The organism is Oceanisphaera arctica (genome assembly GCF_002936955.1).
In the GTDB taxonomy this organism is placed as follows: domain Bacteria; phylum Pseudomonadota; class Gammaproteobacteria; order Enterobacterales; family Aeromonadaceae; genus Oceanimonas; species Oceanimonas arctica.
On record NZ_MPZM01000015.1, the window covers coordinates 49,524 to 65,135 of the forward strand.

At 58.4% G+C, this 15,612-nt stretch carries 13 protein-coding genes and 1 pseudogene; 3 read left to right on the top strand and 11 right to left on the bottom strand.

The features are described from left to right. Nucleotides 1-14 precede the first annotated feature (14 nt). From UN63_RS08885 to mutS, 3 genes and pseudogenes are all read left to right on the top strand, one after another. Nucleotides 15-1,583 (top strand): BCCT family transporter, encoded by a 1,569-nt coding sequence (locus UN63_RS08885; protein ID WP_181068214.1) that lies wholly within the window; start codon nt 15-17, stop codon nt 1,581-1,583. 91 nt (nt 1,584-1,674) lie between these two features. Beyond that, nucleotides 1,675-2,049 carry a RidA family protein gene (locus tag UN63_RS08890; protein WP_104486413.1) on the top strand — a complete coding sequence of 125 codons (375 nt, stop codon included), beginning with the start codon at nt 1,675-1,677 and terminating at the stop codon, nt 2,047-2,049. A gap of 376 nt (nt 2,050-2,425) precedes the next feature. Then, a pseudogene (gene mutS, locus UN63_RS08895) lies at nt 2,426-5,031 on the top strand (DNA mismatch repair protein MutS). Between the two features lie 336 nt (nt 5,032-5,367). On the opposite strand, the gene rpoS reads toward mutS, so the two are convergent. The 11 genes from rpoS to pyrG all read right to left on the bottom strand — a co-directional run bounded on the left by rpoS (nt 5,368) and on the right by pyrG (nt 15,548). After that, nucleotides 5,368-6,339 carry an RNA polymerase sigma factor RpoS gene (gene rpoS, locus UN63_RS08900; RefSeq protein ID WP_104486414.1) on the bottom strand — a complete coding sequence of 324 codons (972 nt, stop codon included), beginning with the start codon at nt 6,337-6,339 and terminating at the stop codon, nt 5,368-5,370. A gap of 42 nt (nt 6,340-6,381) precedes the next feature. Further along, the gene (locus tag UN63_RS08905) at nt 6,382-7,377 is read right to left on the bottom strand and encodes a peptidoglycan DD-metalloendopeptidase family protein (RefSeq protein WP_104486415.1); all 996 of its coding nucleotides are present in this window, start codon (nt 7,375-7,377) and stop codon (nt 6,382-6,384) included. A gap of 7 nt (nt 7,378-7,384) precedes the next feature. Then, on the bottom strand, nt 7,385-7,966 hold the full coding sequence (locus tag UN63_RS08910) for a YqaA family protein (RefSeq protein WP_104486416.1): 582 nt from the start codon (nt 7,964-7,966) through the stop codon (nt 7,385-7,387). Continuing rightward, the gene (locus tag UN63_RS08915) at nt 7,963-8,589 is read right to left on the bottom strand and encodes a protein-L-isoaspartate(D-aspartate) O-methyltransferase (RefSeq protein ID WP_104486417.1); all 627 of its coding nucleotides are present in this window, start codon (nt 8,587-8,589) and stop codon (nt 7,963-7,965) included. Before UN63_RS08915 ends, UN63_RS08910 begins: the two co-directional genes overlap by 4 nt. Before the next feature lie 3 nt (nt 8,590-8,592). Beyond that, on the bottom strand, nt 8,593-9,339 hold the full coding sequence (gene surE, locus UN63_RS08920) for a 5'/3'-nucleotidase SurE (protein ID WP_104486418.1): 747 nt from the start codon (nt 9,337-9,339) through the stop codon (nt 8,593-8,595). Then, nucleotides 9,320-10,360 carry a tRNA pseudouridine(13) synthase TruD gene (truD, locus tag UN63_RS08925; RefSeq protein WP_104486419.1) on the bottom strand — a complete coding sequence of 347 codons (1,041 nt, stop codon included), beginning with the start codon at nt 10,358-10,360 and terminating at the stop codon, nt 9,320-9,322. The genes surE and truD overlap by 20 nt, the downstream gene beginning before the upstream one ends. Then, complete coding sequence (gene ispF / locus UN63_RS08930; protein WP_104486420.1) at nt 10,357-10,833, bottom strand: 2-C-methyl-D-erythritol 2,4-cyclodiphosphate synthase; 477 nt, start codon at nt 10,831-10,833, stop codon at nt 10,357-10,359. Before ispF ends, truD begins: the two co-directional genes overlap by 4 nt. Next, nucleotides 10,830-11,522, bottom strand: a complete 693-nt coding sequence (gene ispD, locus UN63_RS08935; protein ID WP_373294510.1) for a 2-C-methyl-D-erythritol 4-phosphate cytidylyltransferase — start codon at nt 11,520-11,522, stop codon at nt 10,830-10,832. Before ispD ends, ispF begins: the two co-directional genes overlap by 4 nt. Further along, the gene (ftsB, locus tag UN63_RS08940; protein WP_104486422.1) at nt 11,522-11,809 is read right to left on the bottom strand and encodes a cell division protein FtsB; all 288 of its coding nucleotides are present in this window, start codon (nt 11,807-11,809) and stop codon (nt 11,522-11,524) included. The genes ispD and ftsB overlap by 1 nt, the downstream gene beginning before the upstream one ends. Before the next feature lie 695 nt (nt 11,810-12,504). Then, nucleotides 12,505-13,806, bottom strand: a complete 1,302-nt coding sequence (gene eno, locus UN63_RS08945; RefSeq protein WP_104486423.1) for a phosphopyruvate hydratase — start codon at nt 13,804-13,806, stop codon at nt 12,505-12,507. A gap of 104 nt (nt 13,807-13,910) precedes the next feature. Further along, nucleotides 13,911-15,548: a glutamine hydrolyzing CTP synthase gene (gene pyrG, locus UN63_RS08950; protein WP_104486424.1), complete on the bottom strand. Its 1,638-nt coding sequence runs from the start codon at nt 15,546-15,548 to the stop codon at nt 13,911-13,913. Nucleotides 15,549-15,612: the final 64 nt, after the last annotated feature.

Below are 15,612 nucleotides of genomic sequence, written 5' to 3' on the forward strand. Positions count from 1 at the left end.
TAATGGAGGCGAACATGAGCAATAAAACAGAGGCAACCCTGGCCATGGACAAAGATAAGGACATCAAAGCCCCATCCGGCTTTTTCACCGGTCTCGATATACCGGTGTTTCTGCTCAGCGGCGGCGCCCTGCTGCTGTTCGTGGTAATGGCACTGTATGACATCGAGCTGGTCTCGACCTGGGTCAATAGCGCCTTTGCGGTCTCGACCCGACTGTTCGGCGCCTACTGGCAGGTGCTGCTGCTGATGACCTTTCTGATAGGCCTGGTCATGGCCGTGGGCCGTGGCGGCCATGTTCGCCTGGGTAATCTGAGCAAGCCCGAGATGTCCACCTTTCAGTGGATGTCGATCATCATGTGTACCCTGCTGGCCGGAGGCGGGGTCTTCTGGGCTGCCGCCGAGCCCATGGCACACTTCATGTCACCCCCTCCCATGTATGCCGGCGAGACCGACAAGATGAACATGGCCATCAACGCCATGGCCCAGAGCTTCATGCACTGGGGCTTTCTGGCCTGGGCCATTCTCGGCGGCCTGACCGGCATCGTGTTCATGCACCTGCATTACGACAAGGGACTGCCGCTGAAGCCGCGCACCCTGCTGTATCCGGTGTTTGGCGACAAGGTGATGAAAGGCTGGTTCGGATCCCTGGTCGATGCCTGCTGCGTACTGGCGGTGGTCGCCGGTACCGTGGGCCCCATCGGCTTCTTGGGTCTGCAGGTCAGCTTCGGTCTGGAAAAACTGTTCGGCATTCCCGATGTCTACAGCACCCAGGTCGCCATTCTGGTCGGTCTGATCTGCATCTATACCCTGTCGGCGGTAAGTGGTGTAACCCGCGGCATTCAGATCCTGAGTAACATCAATGTGGTGCTGGCCGCCTTTTTGATGCTGTTTATCCTGTTGTTCGGTCCGACCGCCTTTATCGTTAATACCTACCTGCATGCCTTTGGCATCTATCTGAACAACTTCATCCCGATGGCCACCTTCCGCGCCGATCCTGCATGGCTGGACTGGTGGACGGTATTCTTCTGGGGCTGGTTCCTGGGTTATGGCCCGCTGATGGCGATGTTTGTGGCGCGTATTTCCCGCGGTCGCACCGTACGTCAGGTGATAGTGCTGATTTCCCTCGTAGCACCCATGATCACCTGCTTCTGGTTCACCATCATGGGGGGTAGCGGCCTGGCCTTCGAGCTGTCCAACCCCGGCAGTGTCTCCGGTCCTTTCACCGGTTTCAACCTGCCTGCGGCATTGCTGGCCATTACCGAGCAACTGCCCTTCGGCTTTATCATCTCGGTACTGTTCATGATACTGACCACTATCTTCGTCGCCACCACCGGTGACTCCATGACCTTTGCGGTATCCATGGTAATGACCGGCTCCGACCATCCTCATGCGGGTGTACGGGTGTTCTGGGGCATCATGATGGGGGTGGTCGCCGCCATCCTGATTTCCATTGGCTCCGGCGGTATCACCGCCCTGCAGTCCTTCATCGTGGTCACGGCGGTACCTGTGTCGCTGGTGTTGCTGCCCACTCTGTGGACGGCGCCGCAAATCATTAAAAAAATGGCGGCGGAACAGGGGCTCTAAGCCGCTGCCGGCACCGAGCATTGTCCGGTGCAACCTCTTTTGAGCGGCAATAGCCGCTCTTTTTTCACTGCATCAAGTAAAGGAACAATCGATGAAAACAGCCGTAAAAACCGAACTCTTCGCTTCCAAGGCGCCGCTGGAATGGGCCGTAATGGCCAATGGTCAGTTTTATACCGCCCAGATCCCCATCGATGCCGAAGGCAAGGTGGTTGACGGCGGCATCGAGGCCCAGGCCCGCCAGACCATGAACAACTTCAAACACACGGTGGAAGCAGCAGGCCTGACCATGGCGGACGTGACCCAGGTGCTGATCTACGTCACCGCCCGCGACCAGCTGCCGGTATTCAACAAGGTCTATGCCGAGTACTTTGAAGCCCCCTACCCCAACCGCGCGGCAATGATCGTCGCCGGTCTGGCCCGGGAAGAAATGCTCTGCGAAATCGTGGCCTACGCCGCCCAGCCCTGATTTATCCAGCTCTAAAGGACTACGCTTTCATCTAAAGAAAGCATCGCCCTTGTTCGTTGATGCTCTGATCTGACAACAGCAAACCTGAAGGGAGCCTGAACGCCGGTAAAACATCGTTCGGGCCGCCTTTTCTAATTCAGCACGCCCCCCTCATCACCCGCGCCAATAGCGTCACTCTTTATCTAGCTGATAATCCGACCTTCAAGCTCATTGAGCCATGCCTTGGGGTGTCACCGCCATCCGTCCCCATCGCCTTCCCGGGTCATGTGTTCAGGGCAATATGCTGGTATGATCCCGCCCCGGCAGCGGGTCCGCCCTCGCTCGCCTCACCGTTTCCAGAAACAGTCTCATAAAGATATAAGGTATTGATTTAGCTATGAATCAAGACAACACCCAACATACCCCCATGATGCAGCAATATCTGGCACTGAAGGCACAGCATCCGGACATACTGCTGTTCTACCGCATGGGCGATTTTTATGAGCTGTTCTTTGATGATGCCAGGAAGGCCTCGCGCCTGCTGGATATTTCCCTGACCAAGCGCGGCAAGTCCGGCGGCAACGCCATTCCCATGGCGGGGGTGCCCCATCATGCGGCGGAAAACTATCTGGCGCGGCTGGTACAGATGGGCGAGTCGGTGGCCATTTGCGAACAGATTGGCGACCCGGCCACCAGCAAGGGACCGGTGGAGCGCCAGGTGGTACGTATTATTACCCCCGGCACCCTGTCAGACGAGGCGCTGCTGGCCGACCGTCAGGACAACTGCCTGGCGGCTGTGTATCACGATGGCCAGCAGTTCGGTTACGGCATCATAGATGTCAGTACCGGCCGCTTCGTGCTTAACCAGTTCGACACCGAAGAGGCGCTGGTCGCCGAGCTACAGCGCACCCAGCCCGCCGAACTGCTGTATCCGGAAGGCTTTCACTGGTATCCGCTTATCGAGCAACGCAAGGGGCTGCGTCGCCGGCCGGAATGGGAGTTCGATCTGGGCACCGCCCGTCATCTGCTGTGCCAGCAGTTCGGCACCCGGGATCTGGTGGGTTTCGGCGTCGAACAGTCGACCACGGCACTTTGCGCCGCCGGTTGCCTGCTGCAATATGTAAAAGACACCCAGCGCACCGCCCTGCCCCATATAAGCAGCGTGAGTCTGGAGCGCAGTCAGGACATGGTGATCATGGATGCCGCCACCCGCCGCAACCTGGAACTGACCCTGAACCTGTCCGGCACCATGGAAAATACCCTGGCAGAGGTGCTGGACAACACCACCACCCCCATGGGCAGCCGCCTGCTCAAGCGCTGGATCCACCAGCCCAGCCGCGATATCGAAGAACTCAACCGGCGTCAGGATGTAATTGCCCTGCTGATGGAGCAGGGCCGCCATGAAGACGTGCGCCCGCTGCTGCGTCAGGTCGGGGATATGGAGCGGGTGCTGGCGCGACTGGCGCTGCGCTCGGCCGCCCCCGGGATCTGAGCCGGCTGCGCGCCGCGCTGCAAGCGCAGCCCGAGATCCAGCAACAGCTGGGTGACACTACCCCTTCCTGCCTGGACGCCCTGGCCGCTCGCATCGGCCAATTTCCGGAGCTGGCCGAGCTGCTGGAGCAGGCAGTGGTCGATACCCCACCGGTACTGATCCGCGACGGCGGCGTCATTCGCGATGGCTTCAGCCCAGAGCTGGACGAGCTTCGCGAGCTGGCCGCCGGTGCCCACCGTTATCTGGAGGAGCTGGAAGCCCGGGAAAAAGCCGCTACCGGTATCAGCACTCTCAAGGTGGCCTACAACCGGGTGCACGGTTTTTATATCGAAGTCAGCCGGGCCAGCGCCCATCTGGTGCCGATGCACTATGTGCGCCGCCAGACCCTGAAGAACAACGAACGCTACATTATTCCCGAGCTGAAGGAATACGAAGACAAGGTGCTCAACGCCCAAAGCAAGGGCTTGGCGCTGGAAAAAAAACTCTACGAGGCGCTGCTGGACCGCTTGCTGGAACAACTACAGCCGCTGCAACACAGCGCCATCGCCCTGGCCCAGCTGGATGTGTTCGCCAACCTGGCCGAGCGGGCCGAAAGCCTGAATTACTGCCGCCCACAACTGACCGGCGACGAGGTGATCGACATAGAAGAGGGTCGCCATCCGGTGGTGGAGCAGGTAATGAGCGAGCCCTTTATCGCCAACCCGCTGCTGATGTCGGAGCAGCGCAAGATGCTGGTGATCACCGGGCCGAACATGGGGGGTAAATCCACCTATATGCGGCAAACGGCGCTGATCGTGCTGATGGCTTACATCGGCTCTTTCGTGCCGGCCCAGCGCGCCCGTATCGGCAAGGTTGACCGTATTTTCACCCGTATCGGTGCCTCGGACGACCTGGCTTCGGGCCGTTCGACCTTCATGGTGGAGATGACCGAAACCGCCAATATCCTCAACAACGCCAGCCGCCACAGCCTGGTGCTGATGGATGAAATTGGCCGGGGCACCAGCACCTACGACGGTCTGGCCCTGGCCTGGTCCTGCGCCGACGCATTGGCCAATCGGCTGCATGCCTACACCCTGTTCGCCACTCATTACTTCGAGCTGACCGAGCTGGCGGGCTTGTGGTCCGAGGTGGTTAACGTGCACCTGGATGCGGTAGAGCATGAAGACACCATCGCCTTCATGCATGCGGTACAGGAAGGCGCGGCCAGCCGCTCTTACGGCTTGCAGGTGGCCGCCCTGGCGGGCGTGCCGAAAGCGGTACTGACCCTGGCCCGCCAGAAACTGGCCGAGCTGGAAAGCGGGCAGACGCTACCGGCAAGAGAGGTGAAAAAGGCCCTGTCCCGGCAGCCGGATGACGAAGCCCTGCAGCCGTCGCTGCCCCTGTTCGAAACAGAAGCGGAGCCGGATCCTGCACTGATGATGCTCGATGAACTGGATCCGGACGAACTCAGCCCACGCCAGGCACTGGCACTGCTGTATCAACTGAAACAGGCGCGTCAAACAGAGCGGTAAGCAGTTGCACTTCGGACAAAGGGCCAGCTCTGCCGACTCGCTATGAATACATCCATGTACGCTCTCCGTTTCGTCCCTGAAACGGAAGGTCGGCTGAGCAGATCCCTTTGTCCTCCTGAAGCTCCGACGTCGCCTGTTTGTGATGCCAACAGCTAACTCGGGAGTCAAGAAAAGGCTACAGGGATTGCCTCAGCCGACCGTCAAATGCCAGGGATGGTATTTGCTGAGCGTCACAGGGATGTGCTTGCAGCGTGTCGGAGGAGGCAACCCTGTTGCCTCTTTATTCCGCAAATTGATCTGTGGCTAAGAGACAGGCTTACGTCTGCTCTTCGGTGATTAATCGCTGTAGAACAGGGTGTCTATCGACAGCCCCTGCTGGGTGAGCACTTCCTTCAGCCGACGCAGGGCTTCCACCTGTATCTGCCGTACCCGCTCCCGGGTCAGACCTATCTCTCTGCCCACATCTTCCAGCGTTGAAGCCTCGTAGCCGAGTAGGCCGAAACGACGGGCCAGCACTTCCCGCTGCTTGGGATTGAGTTCTTCCAGCCAGCGAACCAGGCTCATACGAATGTCGTCGTCCTGAATTTCGGTTTCCGGATCTAGATCATTTTCGTCGGTGATCACATCAAGCAGTGCCTTGTCGCCATCACCACCGATGGGGGTGTCGACCGAACTGATTTTTTCGTTCAGCTTGAGCATGCGAGAAACGTCTGCCACCGGCTTGTCGAGGGCTCCGGCTATTTCTTCGGCGGTAGGTTCATGATCGAGACGATGGGCCAGCTCACGGGCGGTACGCAGATAAACGTTGAGTTCCTTGACCACATGAATGGGCAGACGAATGGTGCGGGTCTGGTTCATGATGGCCCGCTCTATGGTCTGACGGATCCACCAGGTGGCATAGGTCGAGAAACGGAAACCCCGCTCGGGATCGAATTTCTCGACGGCGCGGATCAGGCCGAGGTTACCCTCTTCAATCAAGTCCAGCAGCGCCAGGCCCCTGTTGTTGTAACGGCGGGATATCTTGACCACTAGCCGCAGGTTGGACTCAATCATCCGCTTGCGAGCGATCAGATCACCGCGCAGGGCGCGGCGAGAATAGAGCACTTCTTCCTCTGCCGTCAGCAGGGGGGAAAAGCCGATTTCTCCCAGATAAAGCTGGGTAACATCCAGCGTGCGAGCGCTGGGTACCTTGAGGATTTCTTCTTCCTGAATACTTTCCTTTTCATCGCTACCGGTGATCACATCCTGTTCAGCATCGGTATTCAAATCCACCTCATCCTGGTGGCTTGCTTTTTTACTATGGCTCATGGCAGTTCTCCCTTAATCCGGGTACTACCTGTTTCCCGGAATCTATCGCTTTGGCAGATATTTCATCGGATTAACCGAAGATCCCTGATACCGGATTTCGAAATGCAATCGCACATCTGTGGTATCACTGCTGCCCATATCCGCTATGTGCTGACCGACACTCACCGATTGTTGCTCCTTTACCCGGAGCACTTCATTGTGAGCGTAGGCAGACAAGTAATCATCATTGTGTTTGATGATGATAAGATTGCCGTAACCACGTAGCGCATTCCCTGCGTAAACAACCTTGCCCGCAGCGGCCGCCTTGATGGCCTGGCCCCTGCTGCCTCTGATATCAATTCCTTTATTACCGGTTTCGGCCAGCGAAAACCCGGTTATAACCGGGCCTGCGGTTGGCCATTGCCAGCCAATGGTTGCATTGACAGCGGCGTTTTTTTGTACTCCAGACCCAGCGTATGCTTTTCCCGGAGCGGGTGCAAGTGGCTTGGTTGCTTTTGCCGGAGTGCTCGTACCAGCTGTTCTGCTCGGGTTTATCCGGGTCTTTCCCGGTCCCGTACGAGGTACGGCGGAGGATGAAACTTGCCCTTCATCGGCGGTGGCGCTGTGCGCGCGCAGGTTCAACGGCTGACCGACATAAATACGATAAGGGGGTTTGAGGCCATTCAGCGTCGCCAAGTCGGCTACCGAATGGCCGGTGTTGTGTGCAATGATACTGAGGGTATCACCCCGGCGAACCCGATATACCACACGAGTGGCGCCGGGAACATCCAGCCGTAGGGTCTGACCGGGATAAATAGAGTAAGGTGCCGGAATCCGGTTATGTCGTGCCAGGGTCGGCACATCGGTACCGGCCTGCCAGGCGATGGAATACAGGGTATCGCCCTTGGCTACCACATAATGGCGGCCATCGGCCTTGATCTGGCCACGGGCATGCACCCCCACCACCGGCGCCGGACGAGAGGCGGAGCAGGCCGTCAACAGGGTGATCAACATCAGGTTGAAACACGCCAGTCTGAATGTATCGCTCCGCCGTTGCATCAGTGCTTCACTGCTTCAGCAACAGATAGGCCACCACCGCAGCCGCCAGGCAGAGCCAGCCGAGGATATCGATATATCGGATCAGCCTGGCTTCCATTCTGACTCCGCCCCAGACCATCAGGCCCGATACCAGGAAGAAGCGCAGGCCCCGCCCTACCAGGGAAATCAGCAGAAAGGGAAGGAAGGCCATCTGCAGCAGGCCAGCCGTGACCGTAAAGACCTTGTAAGGAATAGGGGTAAAGCTGGCAATGAAGATGACCCAGATGCCCCAGTCATCAAACCACTGCTGGGCGATCGCCATCTTGCCTTCATAACCCATGGTCGCGATAAAGGGCTGCACCACCGGCTCCCACAGGGCATAACCCAGCAGGTAACCGAAGGCCGCGCCCAGCACCGAGAAGAAAGTGGCGAGGGCGGCATAATGCCAGGCTCGCTCCGGCTTGGACAACGCCATGGGCGCCAGCATCACATCCACCGGCACCGGCCAGAAAATGGACTCGGCAAAACTGTTCAAAGACAAATAAACCGGCGCATGCCGGTGTACGGCCCACATCATGACCTGCCGATACAACCGAGAAAAAATCTTCACTCAAGATCACCCTTCACCAAAGGTACAAAACGCACCGATTCCAGCTCGGTACGAGAAAATTGATCACCATGACGTTGATAGAGCCACAGTGACTGCTGACTCTGCCCCACCGGGATCACCATGCGCCCGCCATCAGCCAGTTGTGACAACAGCGCCTGGGGGGTTTCCTGCGCCGCCGCCGTCACCATAATGGCGTCGAAGGGCGCCTTGCTGGCCCAGCCCAGCCAGCCATCGCCATGCTTGGTCGAGACATTGTGCAAATCCAGCCGCTGCAACCGGCGCCGGGCCTGATATTGCAGCGACTTAATCCGCTCAACGGTAAAAACCTGCTCCACCAGTTGCGCCAGCACTGCGGTCTGAAAGCCCGACCCAGTGCCCACCTCCAGCACCCGCTTTGGATTCTGGGCCAGCACCTCCTCCGTCATGCGCGCGACGATATAGGGCTGAGAAATGGTCTGGCCAAAACCGATAGGCAAAGCACTGTTTTCCCAGGCCTTGTGGGCCATGGCCTCGTCGACAAACTGGGCTCTTGGCAGGCCGGCAATGGCCTGCAATACCCGTTCGTCCCTGATGCCCTGCTGTAGCAACAAGCGATAGAGTTGCTGTCCCGCTAACGTGAGCACCCGTTACTCCACTTCTTTAATCCAGCTGGCCAGCGCCGCCATCTGCGCATAAGCCGTCATATCTATGGTCAATGGGGTTATGGAAACATAGCCCCGCTCCACCGCATCAAAGTCGGTGCCTTCGCCCGCATCCTGGATGGCGCCCGGAGGCCCAATCCAGTAAATGGGCCGACCACGAGGGTCGTACTCTTTTAGCACGGCATCACAGCGATGGCGATTACCCAATCGAGTCACTTTGATACCCCGAATTTCTTCCAGGGGCAAGTCGGGCACATTCACATTCAGGATCTGATTGGACGACAACGGCGCCCGCAACAACCCCTGCACCAGCAGGCTGGCATAATGAGCTGCGGTTTCGAAATACCGATCGCCACACAGTGACACCGCCACCGAGGGCAAGCCCAGGTGACGCCCTTCGGTAGCCGCCGCGACCGTGCCGGAGTAGAGCACGTCGTCGCCCAGGTTGGCACCGTGGTTGATACCGGCCACTACCATATCGGGGTCCGGATCGAGCAGGCTGTTCACCGCCCAGTGCACGCAATCGGTGGGCGTGCCCTTGACCGAATAGAAGCCGCTGTCATCCAGCTTGTCGGCCCGCAAGGGCACTTCCAGCGTCAGGGAATGGCTCGCCCCGCTGCGATTACGGTCAGGCGCCACCGTCACCACCTCGGCAAATTCCGCCAGCGCCCGGCTCAGGGTACGAATGCCCAAGGCATTCACACCATCATCATTACTCACCAGTATTTTCATCGATTCCATTATCCTTGACTAATTCCCGCACCAGGCTGGTGGCATAGCTTCCTGCCGGTAACCAGAACGACAGCGTCAGGCTGTCGCCTTCCCTATTCCAACTCATCTGCCTGGGGATAAGCAGCAAAGGCCGCCGTTCCTGCTTCAGGCCGTTAGCTTCCAGCCCCTCACACAAGTCTTCCTGTCCGGCGATCGCCGCCTGTTCCAACTCGCCGGGTTTACCACTGCTCGCCAGCCGCCCCCGGCCCCACAGCGGGGCGCTCAGGCGTACATCGCCTTCGTCAAAACGGGCCTGCATGGCGTCGTCCAGCGGATTGTCTTCTCCCAGGGTGAAGAAAGACTGGGTGCCCGACAGCATCACACAGTCGCCGTCCAGCAACTGCTCACCGAGACCAGCAGCCAGTCGGTGGCTGGCCGCCAGGTTGAACAGGTAACTGCGGGCAGAAGACAGATAAAGGGATCGCTTATTGCGGTCTTTGACACGACGACCGTTGAACATGGCCCTGGCCTGATCCAGGTTACCGAACTCACGGCCAAAACGCTGGTCCCCGTAATAATTGGGTACACCGCGTTCGGCAATGGCGGTCAAGCGGGACTCCAGATCTCCTTGCCCTTCCAGCTCGGTGATCCTGAGCTCGAACCAGTTGCCCTTGAGGGCGCCGGTTTTCAGTTTCTTGTTATGGCGGGCGACGGCCAGAATCTGCACGTCGTCGTTTTCGAGGCTCGAAAAGTCCGGCATCTCCTTGCCTGGCAAATGCACCCCGAACCACTGTTCGGTCACCGCATGCCGGTCCTTGAGTCCGGCCCAGGTTACTTCCCGCTGAGTCACACCCGCCAGCCGAGACAGCTCGCGCGCCACCCACTGAGTATTCTGGCCGCGCTTGCGAATATGCAGCAGTATATGCTCACCCTCGCCGCCGGGGCCAAACCCTAAGTCTTCGCGTACGATAAAATCTTCCGGTGCCGCCTTCAGGCGGCCGCGGTATTCGGGTTGTCCGTGCAGATAATGCCAGTTGTTCATGCTTTTACCAGCAGCACTACGGCTTCTGCCGCTATGCCTTCTTTACGGCCCACAAAACCGAGCTGCTCGGTGGTGGTGGCCTTGACGTTGATGAGGGTGGGATCCGCGTGCAGATCGGCGGCGATATTGGCCACCATGTCCCCGATGAAAGGCGCCAGTTTGGGCGCCTGGGCCAGTACGGTAATATCCGCATTGCCAAGTGTAAAGCCGGCCTGCATGACCCGTTCGAACACGTCGCGCAGCAGTATACGGCTGTCTATACCGGCATAGGCCGCATCGGTATCCGGGAAGTGGCGGCCGATATCGCCGGCGCCGATGGCACCGAGCAGGGCATCGCTCAGGGCGTGCAGCACCACGTCACCATCGGAATGGGCCAACAGCCCTTGTGTATAAGGCACCGCCACGCCGGCCAGGATACAGGGACCCTGACCACCAAACTTGTGCACGTCGAAACCGTGCCCGATTCGCATCATATCTTGCTCTCGCTCATCTGCTGCAGAAAAAAGCCCGCCAGGCCAAGGTCTTCCGGGCGGGTTATCTTGATATTGTCGGCACGCCCTTCCACCAGTCGAGGATGAAAACCGGCCCACTCCATGGCCGAGGCTTCGTCGGTGATGATAGCGCCGGCCGCCAGGGACGCGCTCAGAGCCTGTTGCAGTGGCTCAGTGGCAAAGCATTGGGGCGTCAGGGCGTGCCAGAGTTCATCCCTGGACACGCTGGTACTGATGGCGCCCTGGCCATCACCCCGCTTCATGGTGTCGCGCACCCGGCAGGCCAACAGGCCGCCGTGAGGTTGCCGACCCGCCGCCAATACCGCATCGAGATCGACTCTGTGCAGACAGGGCCGGGCCGCATCGTGTACCAGCACCCAGTCGGTTTTTACCTGAGCCAGCGCATTGAGCACAGAATCGGCCCGTTCGCGCCCACCGATGACCCGCAACACCCGAGGATGCCGGGCGATATCCAGATTTTCAAACCAGGGGTCCTGCTCGGCAGTGGCCACGATGATACGGGCGATGGCCGGGTGATCCAGCAGGCGTGCCAGGGTCTGTTCCAGCACGGTGCTGCCACCCAGCGGCAGGTATTGCTTGGGTATGTCGGCCGCCATGCGGCTACCGATCCCGGCCGCGGGCACCACGGCGGTAAAAGACAGGTCAGGTATCATGGTGATGGTTCTTCCGCCAACAGCAGGCGGTAAAAGGTTTCTCCGGGCTTGATCATGCCGAGGTCGTTTCGTGCCAGCTCTTCCACCGCCGCCAGCCCCTTGTTGAGATCCTCGATCTCCCGGTACAGCAAGGCGTTACGGGCAACCAGCTGTTCGTTATCGGTCACCTGGCGGGCGACATTGGCCTTTGCTTCGTTATATTCGGCCAGGCCGTTCTTGCCCCACCACAGGTGGTATTGCAGGGCGCCTAACAGGGCGAGCAGTATCAGCGTCAGGGTGCGCATCAATCCTCCAAAAGTAGCGCGCTAGTTTCCCATATTCGGGAGCCGAACAAAAGAAACCCCGCACGGGGCGGGGCCAGACCACGACGAGAACATTCGTCGACCAAAGTAATACCAAACTAAATAAAAATATGATCTAGGTTAAACTGGATACTCGAGGAAACAGAGCCACCTCCCACGACACGCCACTGGTAAATGACACTCACCGTTGCAGCCTACTGCGAACATTCACTGGATGTTCGGTCAGGCTGCAACCGTTCGTCACGGCGAGACAAGCTCGCCCCCTGAGGGCTCGGGAAATGCCGTCTGACCGCCAGGGAAGGCGGGAATGCCGGAACGGCAGGAGCATTTTCCGGCCATGGCATTTCACGGTCGTGGGAGCCGATCTCTGTTGCCTCTCCTTAAGCACCGAGTTGTCTGCAGTTCGCTCCCACTGGCGACTCCGCAGCAGAGGGGCGGATGAAGGGTTCTACTCTACCGACCATCACATGACAGGACGTCATGTGCTGAGCGCCACATGGAGGTGCTTGCAGCGTGTCGGTGGAGTAGACCTTTCGTCCGACCTTTACAGGGCAGCTAAACAGATCAGTTAGTTTTACAGATTGGTATAACCTGCTGATGCTTCGCATTGCGCACCATACCAATAATGAACAAAAAGCCCCGCTCAAGGCGGGGCTTTGTTCATTTCAGGGCAGGCATTAAGCCTGGCCTTTTACCTCGGACAGGCCGTGGTACGGGGCCTTGCCGTCCAGCTCTTCTTCGATGCGGATCAGCTGATTGTACTTGGCAACGCGATCGGAGCGGCTCATGGAGCCGGTCTTGATCTGGCCGGCACAGGTGCCTACCGCCAGATCGGCGATGGTGGCATCTTCGGTTTCACCGGAGCGGTGAGAAATCACTGCGGTGTAACCGGCGTCCTTGGCCATCTTGATGGCATTCAGGGTTTCGGTCAGGGAGCCAATCTGGTTGAACTTGATCAGAATGCTGTTGGCGATGCCCTTGTCGATACCTTCTTTCAGGATCTTGGTGTTGGTCACGAACAGATCGTCACCTACCAACTGGATCTTGTCGCCCAGGATCTTGGTCTGATAAGCGAAACCGTCCCAGTCAGACTCGTCCAGTCCATCTTCGATAGATACGATCGGATACTGCTTGGTCAGCTCTTCCAGGTAATGGGTGAACTCCTGGGAGGTGAAGATCTTGCCTTCGCCTTTCAGATTGTAGTTACCCGCTTCCTTGTCGAAGAACTCGGAAGCCGCGCAGTCCATGGCCAGAGTCACGTCTTTACCCAGCACGTAACCGGCTTGCTCTACCGCTTCCTTGATGGAGGCCAAGGCGGCCGCGTTGGACTCCAGGTCCGGCGCGAAGCCACCTTCGTCACCCACGGCAGTGCTCAGGCCCTTGGCCTTCAGTACCTTGGCCAGGTTGTGGAACACCTCGGCACCGATACGCAGCGCTTCCTTGATGTTCTTGGCGCCGACCGGCTGAATCATGAATTCCTGAATGTCGACGTTGTTGTCGGCATGCTCACCGCCGTTGATGATATTCATCATCGGCAACGGCATGGAGTACTGACCCGGGGTACCGTTCAGTTCGGCGATCCAGGCGTACAGCGGCAGGCCCTTGGCGGCGGCGGCGGCCTTGGCGGTGGCCAGGGACACGGCCAGGATGGCGTTGGCACCCAGCGTGGCTTTGTTATCGGTACCGTCCAGGTCGATCATGATCTGATCAATCTCGGCCTGTTGGGTTGCATCCTTGCCAATCAGAGCGGCAGCAATCTGGTCGTTGATGTTGGCGACGGCAATTTGCACGCCTTTGCCCAGAAAGCGGGACTTGTCGCCGTCACGCAGTTCCAGGGCCTCGCGGGAACCGGTAGAAGCGCCAGACGGCGCCGCAGCGCGGCCCATGAAGCCGCCTTCCAGGAACACATCTGCTTCTACGGTAGGGTTGCCACGAGAGTCGATGATTTCACGACCGATCACTTTAACGATCTTAGCCATTCTCTAACTTCCTCTTAGTTTAAAGGTAAAAATAGTTGAAAGGTAAAAACGAGATAAAGCACTAAAAAATGCGGCTGAGCCTCAGGCTCAGCCGTTGTATCAGATTATTCCAGCTCGCCCCGCTGGTATTGACCCGCCGCCTTCACGAAACCGGCAAAGAGGCCATGGCCATCACGCGGGGTGGAGGTGAATTCCGGATGGAACTGCGCCGCCACAAACCAGGGATGATCCGGATTTTCGATGATCTCGACCAACTTCTTGTCGGCGGAACGACCGGTCACTTTCAGGCCGGCTGCTTCAATCTTCGGCAGCAGGCGATTGTTCACTTCATAACGGTGGCGATGACGCTCATAGATGGTGTCGGAGCCGTACAGGGCGTGCACCTTGGAGCCAGGCTCCAGGTGGCACAGCTGTGCGCCCAGGCGCATGGTGCCGCCCAGATCAGACTGTTCGTCACGCACTTCGACATTGCCTTCTTCGTCAATCCATTCGGTGATCAGACCCACCACCGGATAGGGGCTTTGCTTGTCGAACTCGGACGAATGGGCGCCTTCCAGGCCGGCCACGTTGCGAGCGTATTCGATCAACGCCACCTGCATTCCCAGGCAGATACCCAGGTAAGGCACGCGATTTTCACGCGCATAACGGGCCGCCATGATCTTGCCTTCTACACCGCGCTCGCCGAAGCCACCGGGCACCAGAATGGCGTCCAGACCTTCGAGCAGACCCAGACCCTTGCTTTCCAGATCCTGGGAGTCGATGTATTTGATGTTGACGGTCAACCGGTTTTTCAGGCCGCCGTGCTTGAGCGCCTCGTTCACCGACTTGTAGGCATCGGGCAGCTCGATATATTTGCCGACCATGCCGATGGTGACTTCACCCATGGGGTTGGCTTCTTCGTAGATCACCTGTTCCCATTCGGACAAATCCGAGGGCGGGCAATCCAGTCCGAAGCGCTTGACCACCAGTTCGTCCAGCCCCTGAGATCTCAGCAGCGCCGGGATCTTGTAGATGGAATCCACGTCTTTCAGCGAGATAACGGCCTTTTCGGACACGTTACAGAACAGCGCAATCTTGGCGCGTTCGTGAGGCGGAATGACTCTGTCACTGCGGCAAATCAGAATATCGGGCTGAATGCCGATAGAAAGCAGCTCTTTGACCGAGTGCTGGGTCGGCTTGGTTTTCACCTCGCCGGCCGCCGCCAGATAAGGCACCAGAGTCAGGTGCATGAACAGGGTATTTTCCCGGCCCACAACCACCGCCAGCTGACGCAGCGCCTCGAGGAACGGCAGCGATTCGATATCACCAACAGTGCCGCCGACTTCCACAATAGCTACCTGGTGCCCTTCGGCACCGGCAATCACTCTGTCCTTGATGGCATTGGTGATGTGCGGGATCACCTGAATGGTCGCCCCCAGGTAGTCGCCACGTCGTTCCTTGCGCAGCACGTCCGCATAAACACGGCCGGAGGTGAAGTTGTTGCGGCGAGTCATTTTGGTACGAATGAAACGCTCGTAATGACCAAGATCCAGGTCGGTTTCAGCACCGTCATCCGTCACGAAGACTTCACCGTGCTGGGTCGGGCTCATGGTTCCCGGATCTACGTTAATGTAAGGATCCAGCTTCATAATGGTCACATTAAGACCACGAGCCTCGAGGATGGCCGCCAGGGAGCCGGCAGCAATGCCTTTACCCAGGGAGGAAACAACCCCACCAGTAACAAAAATATATTTAGTCGTCATGCAGAACCTGAAGAAAGCTAGGGAACGAATGAAATGTGGAATTCAAGACGGGGTAAAAGTATAC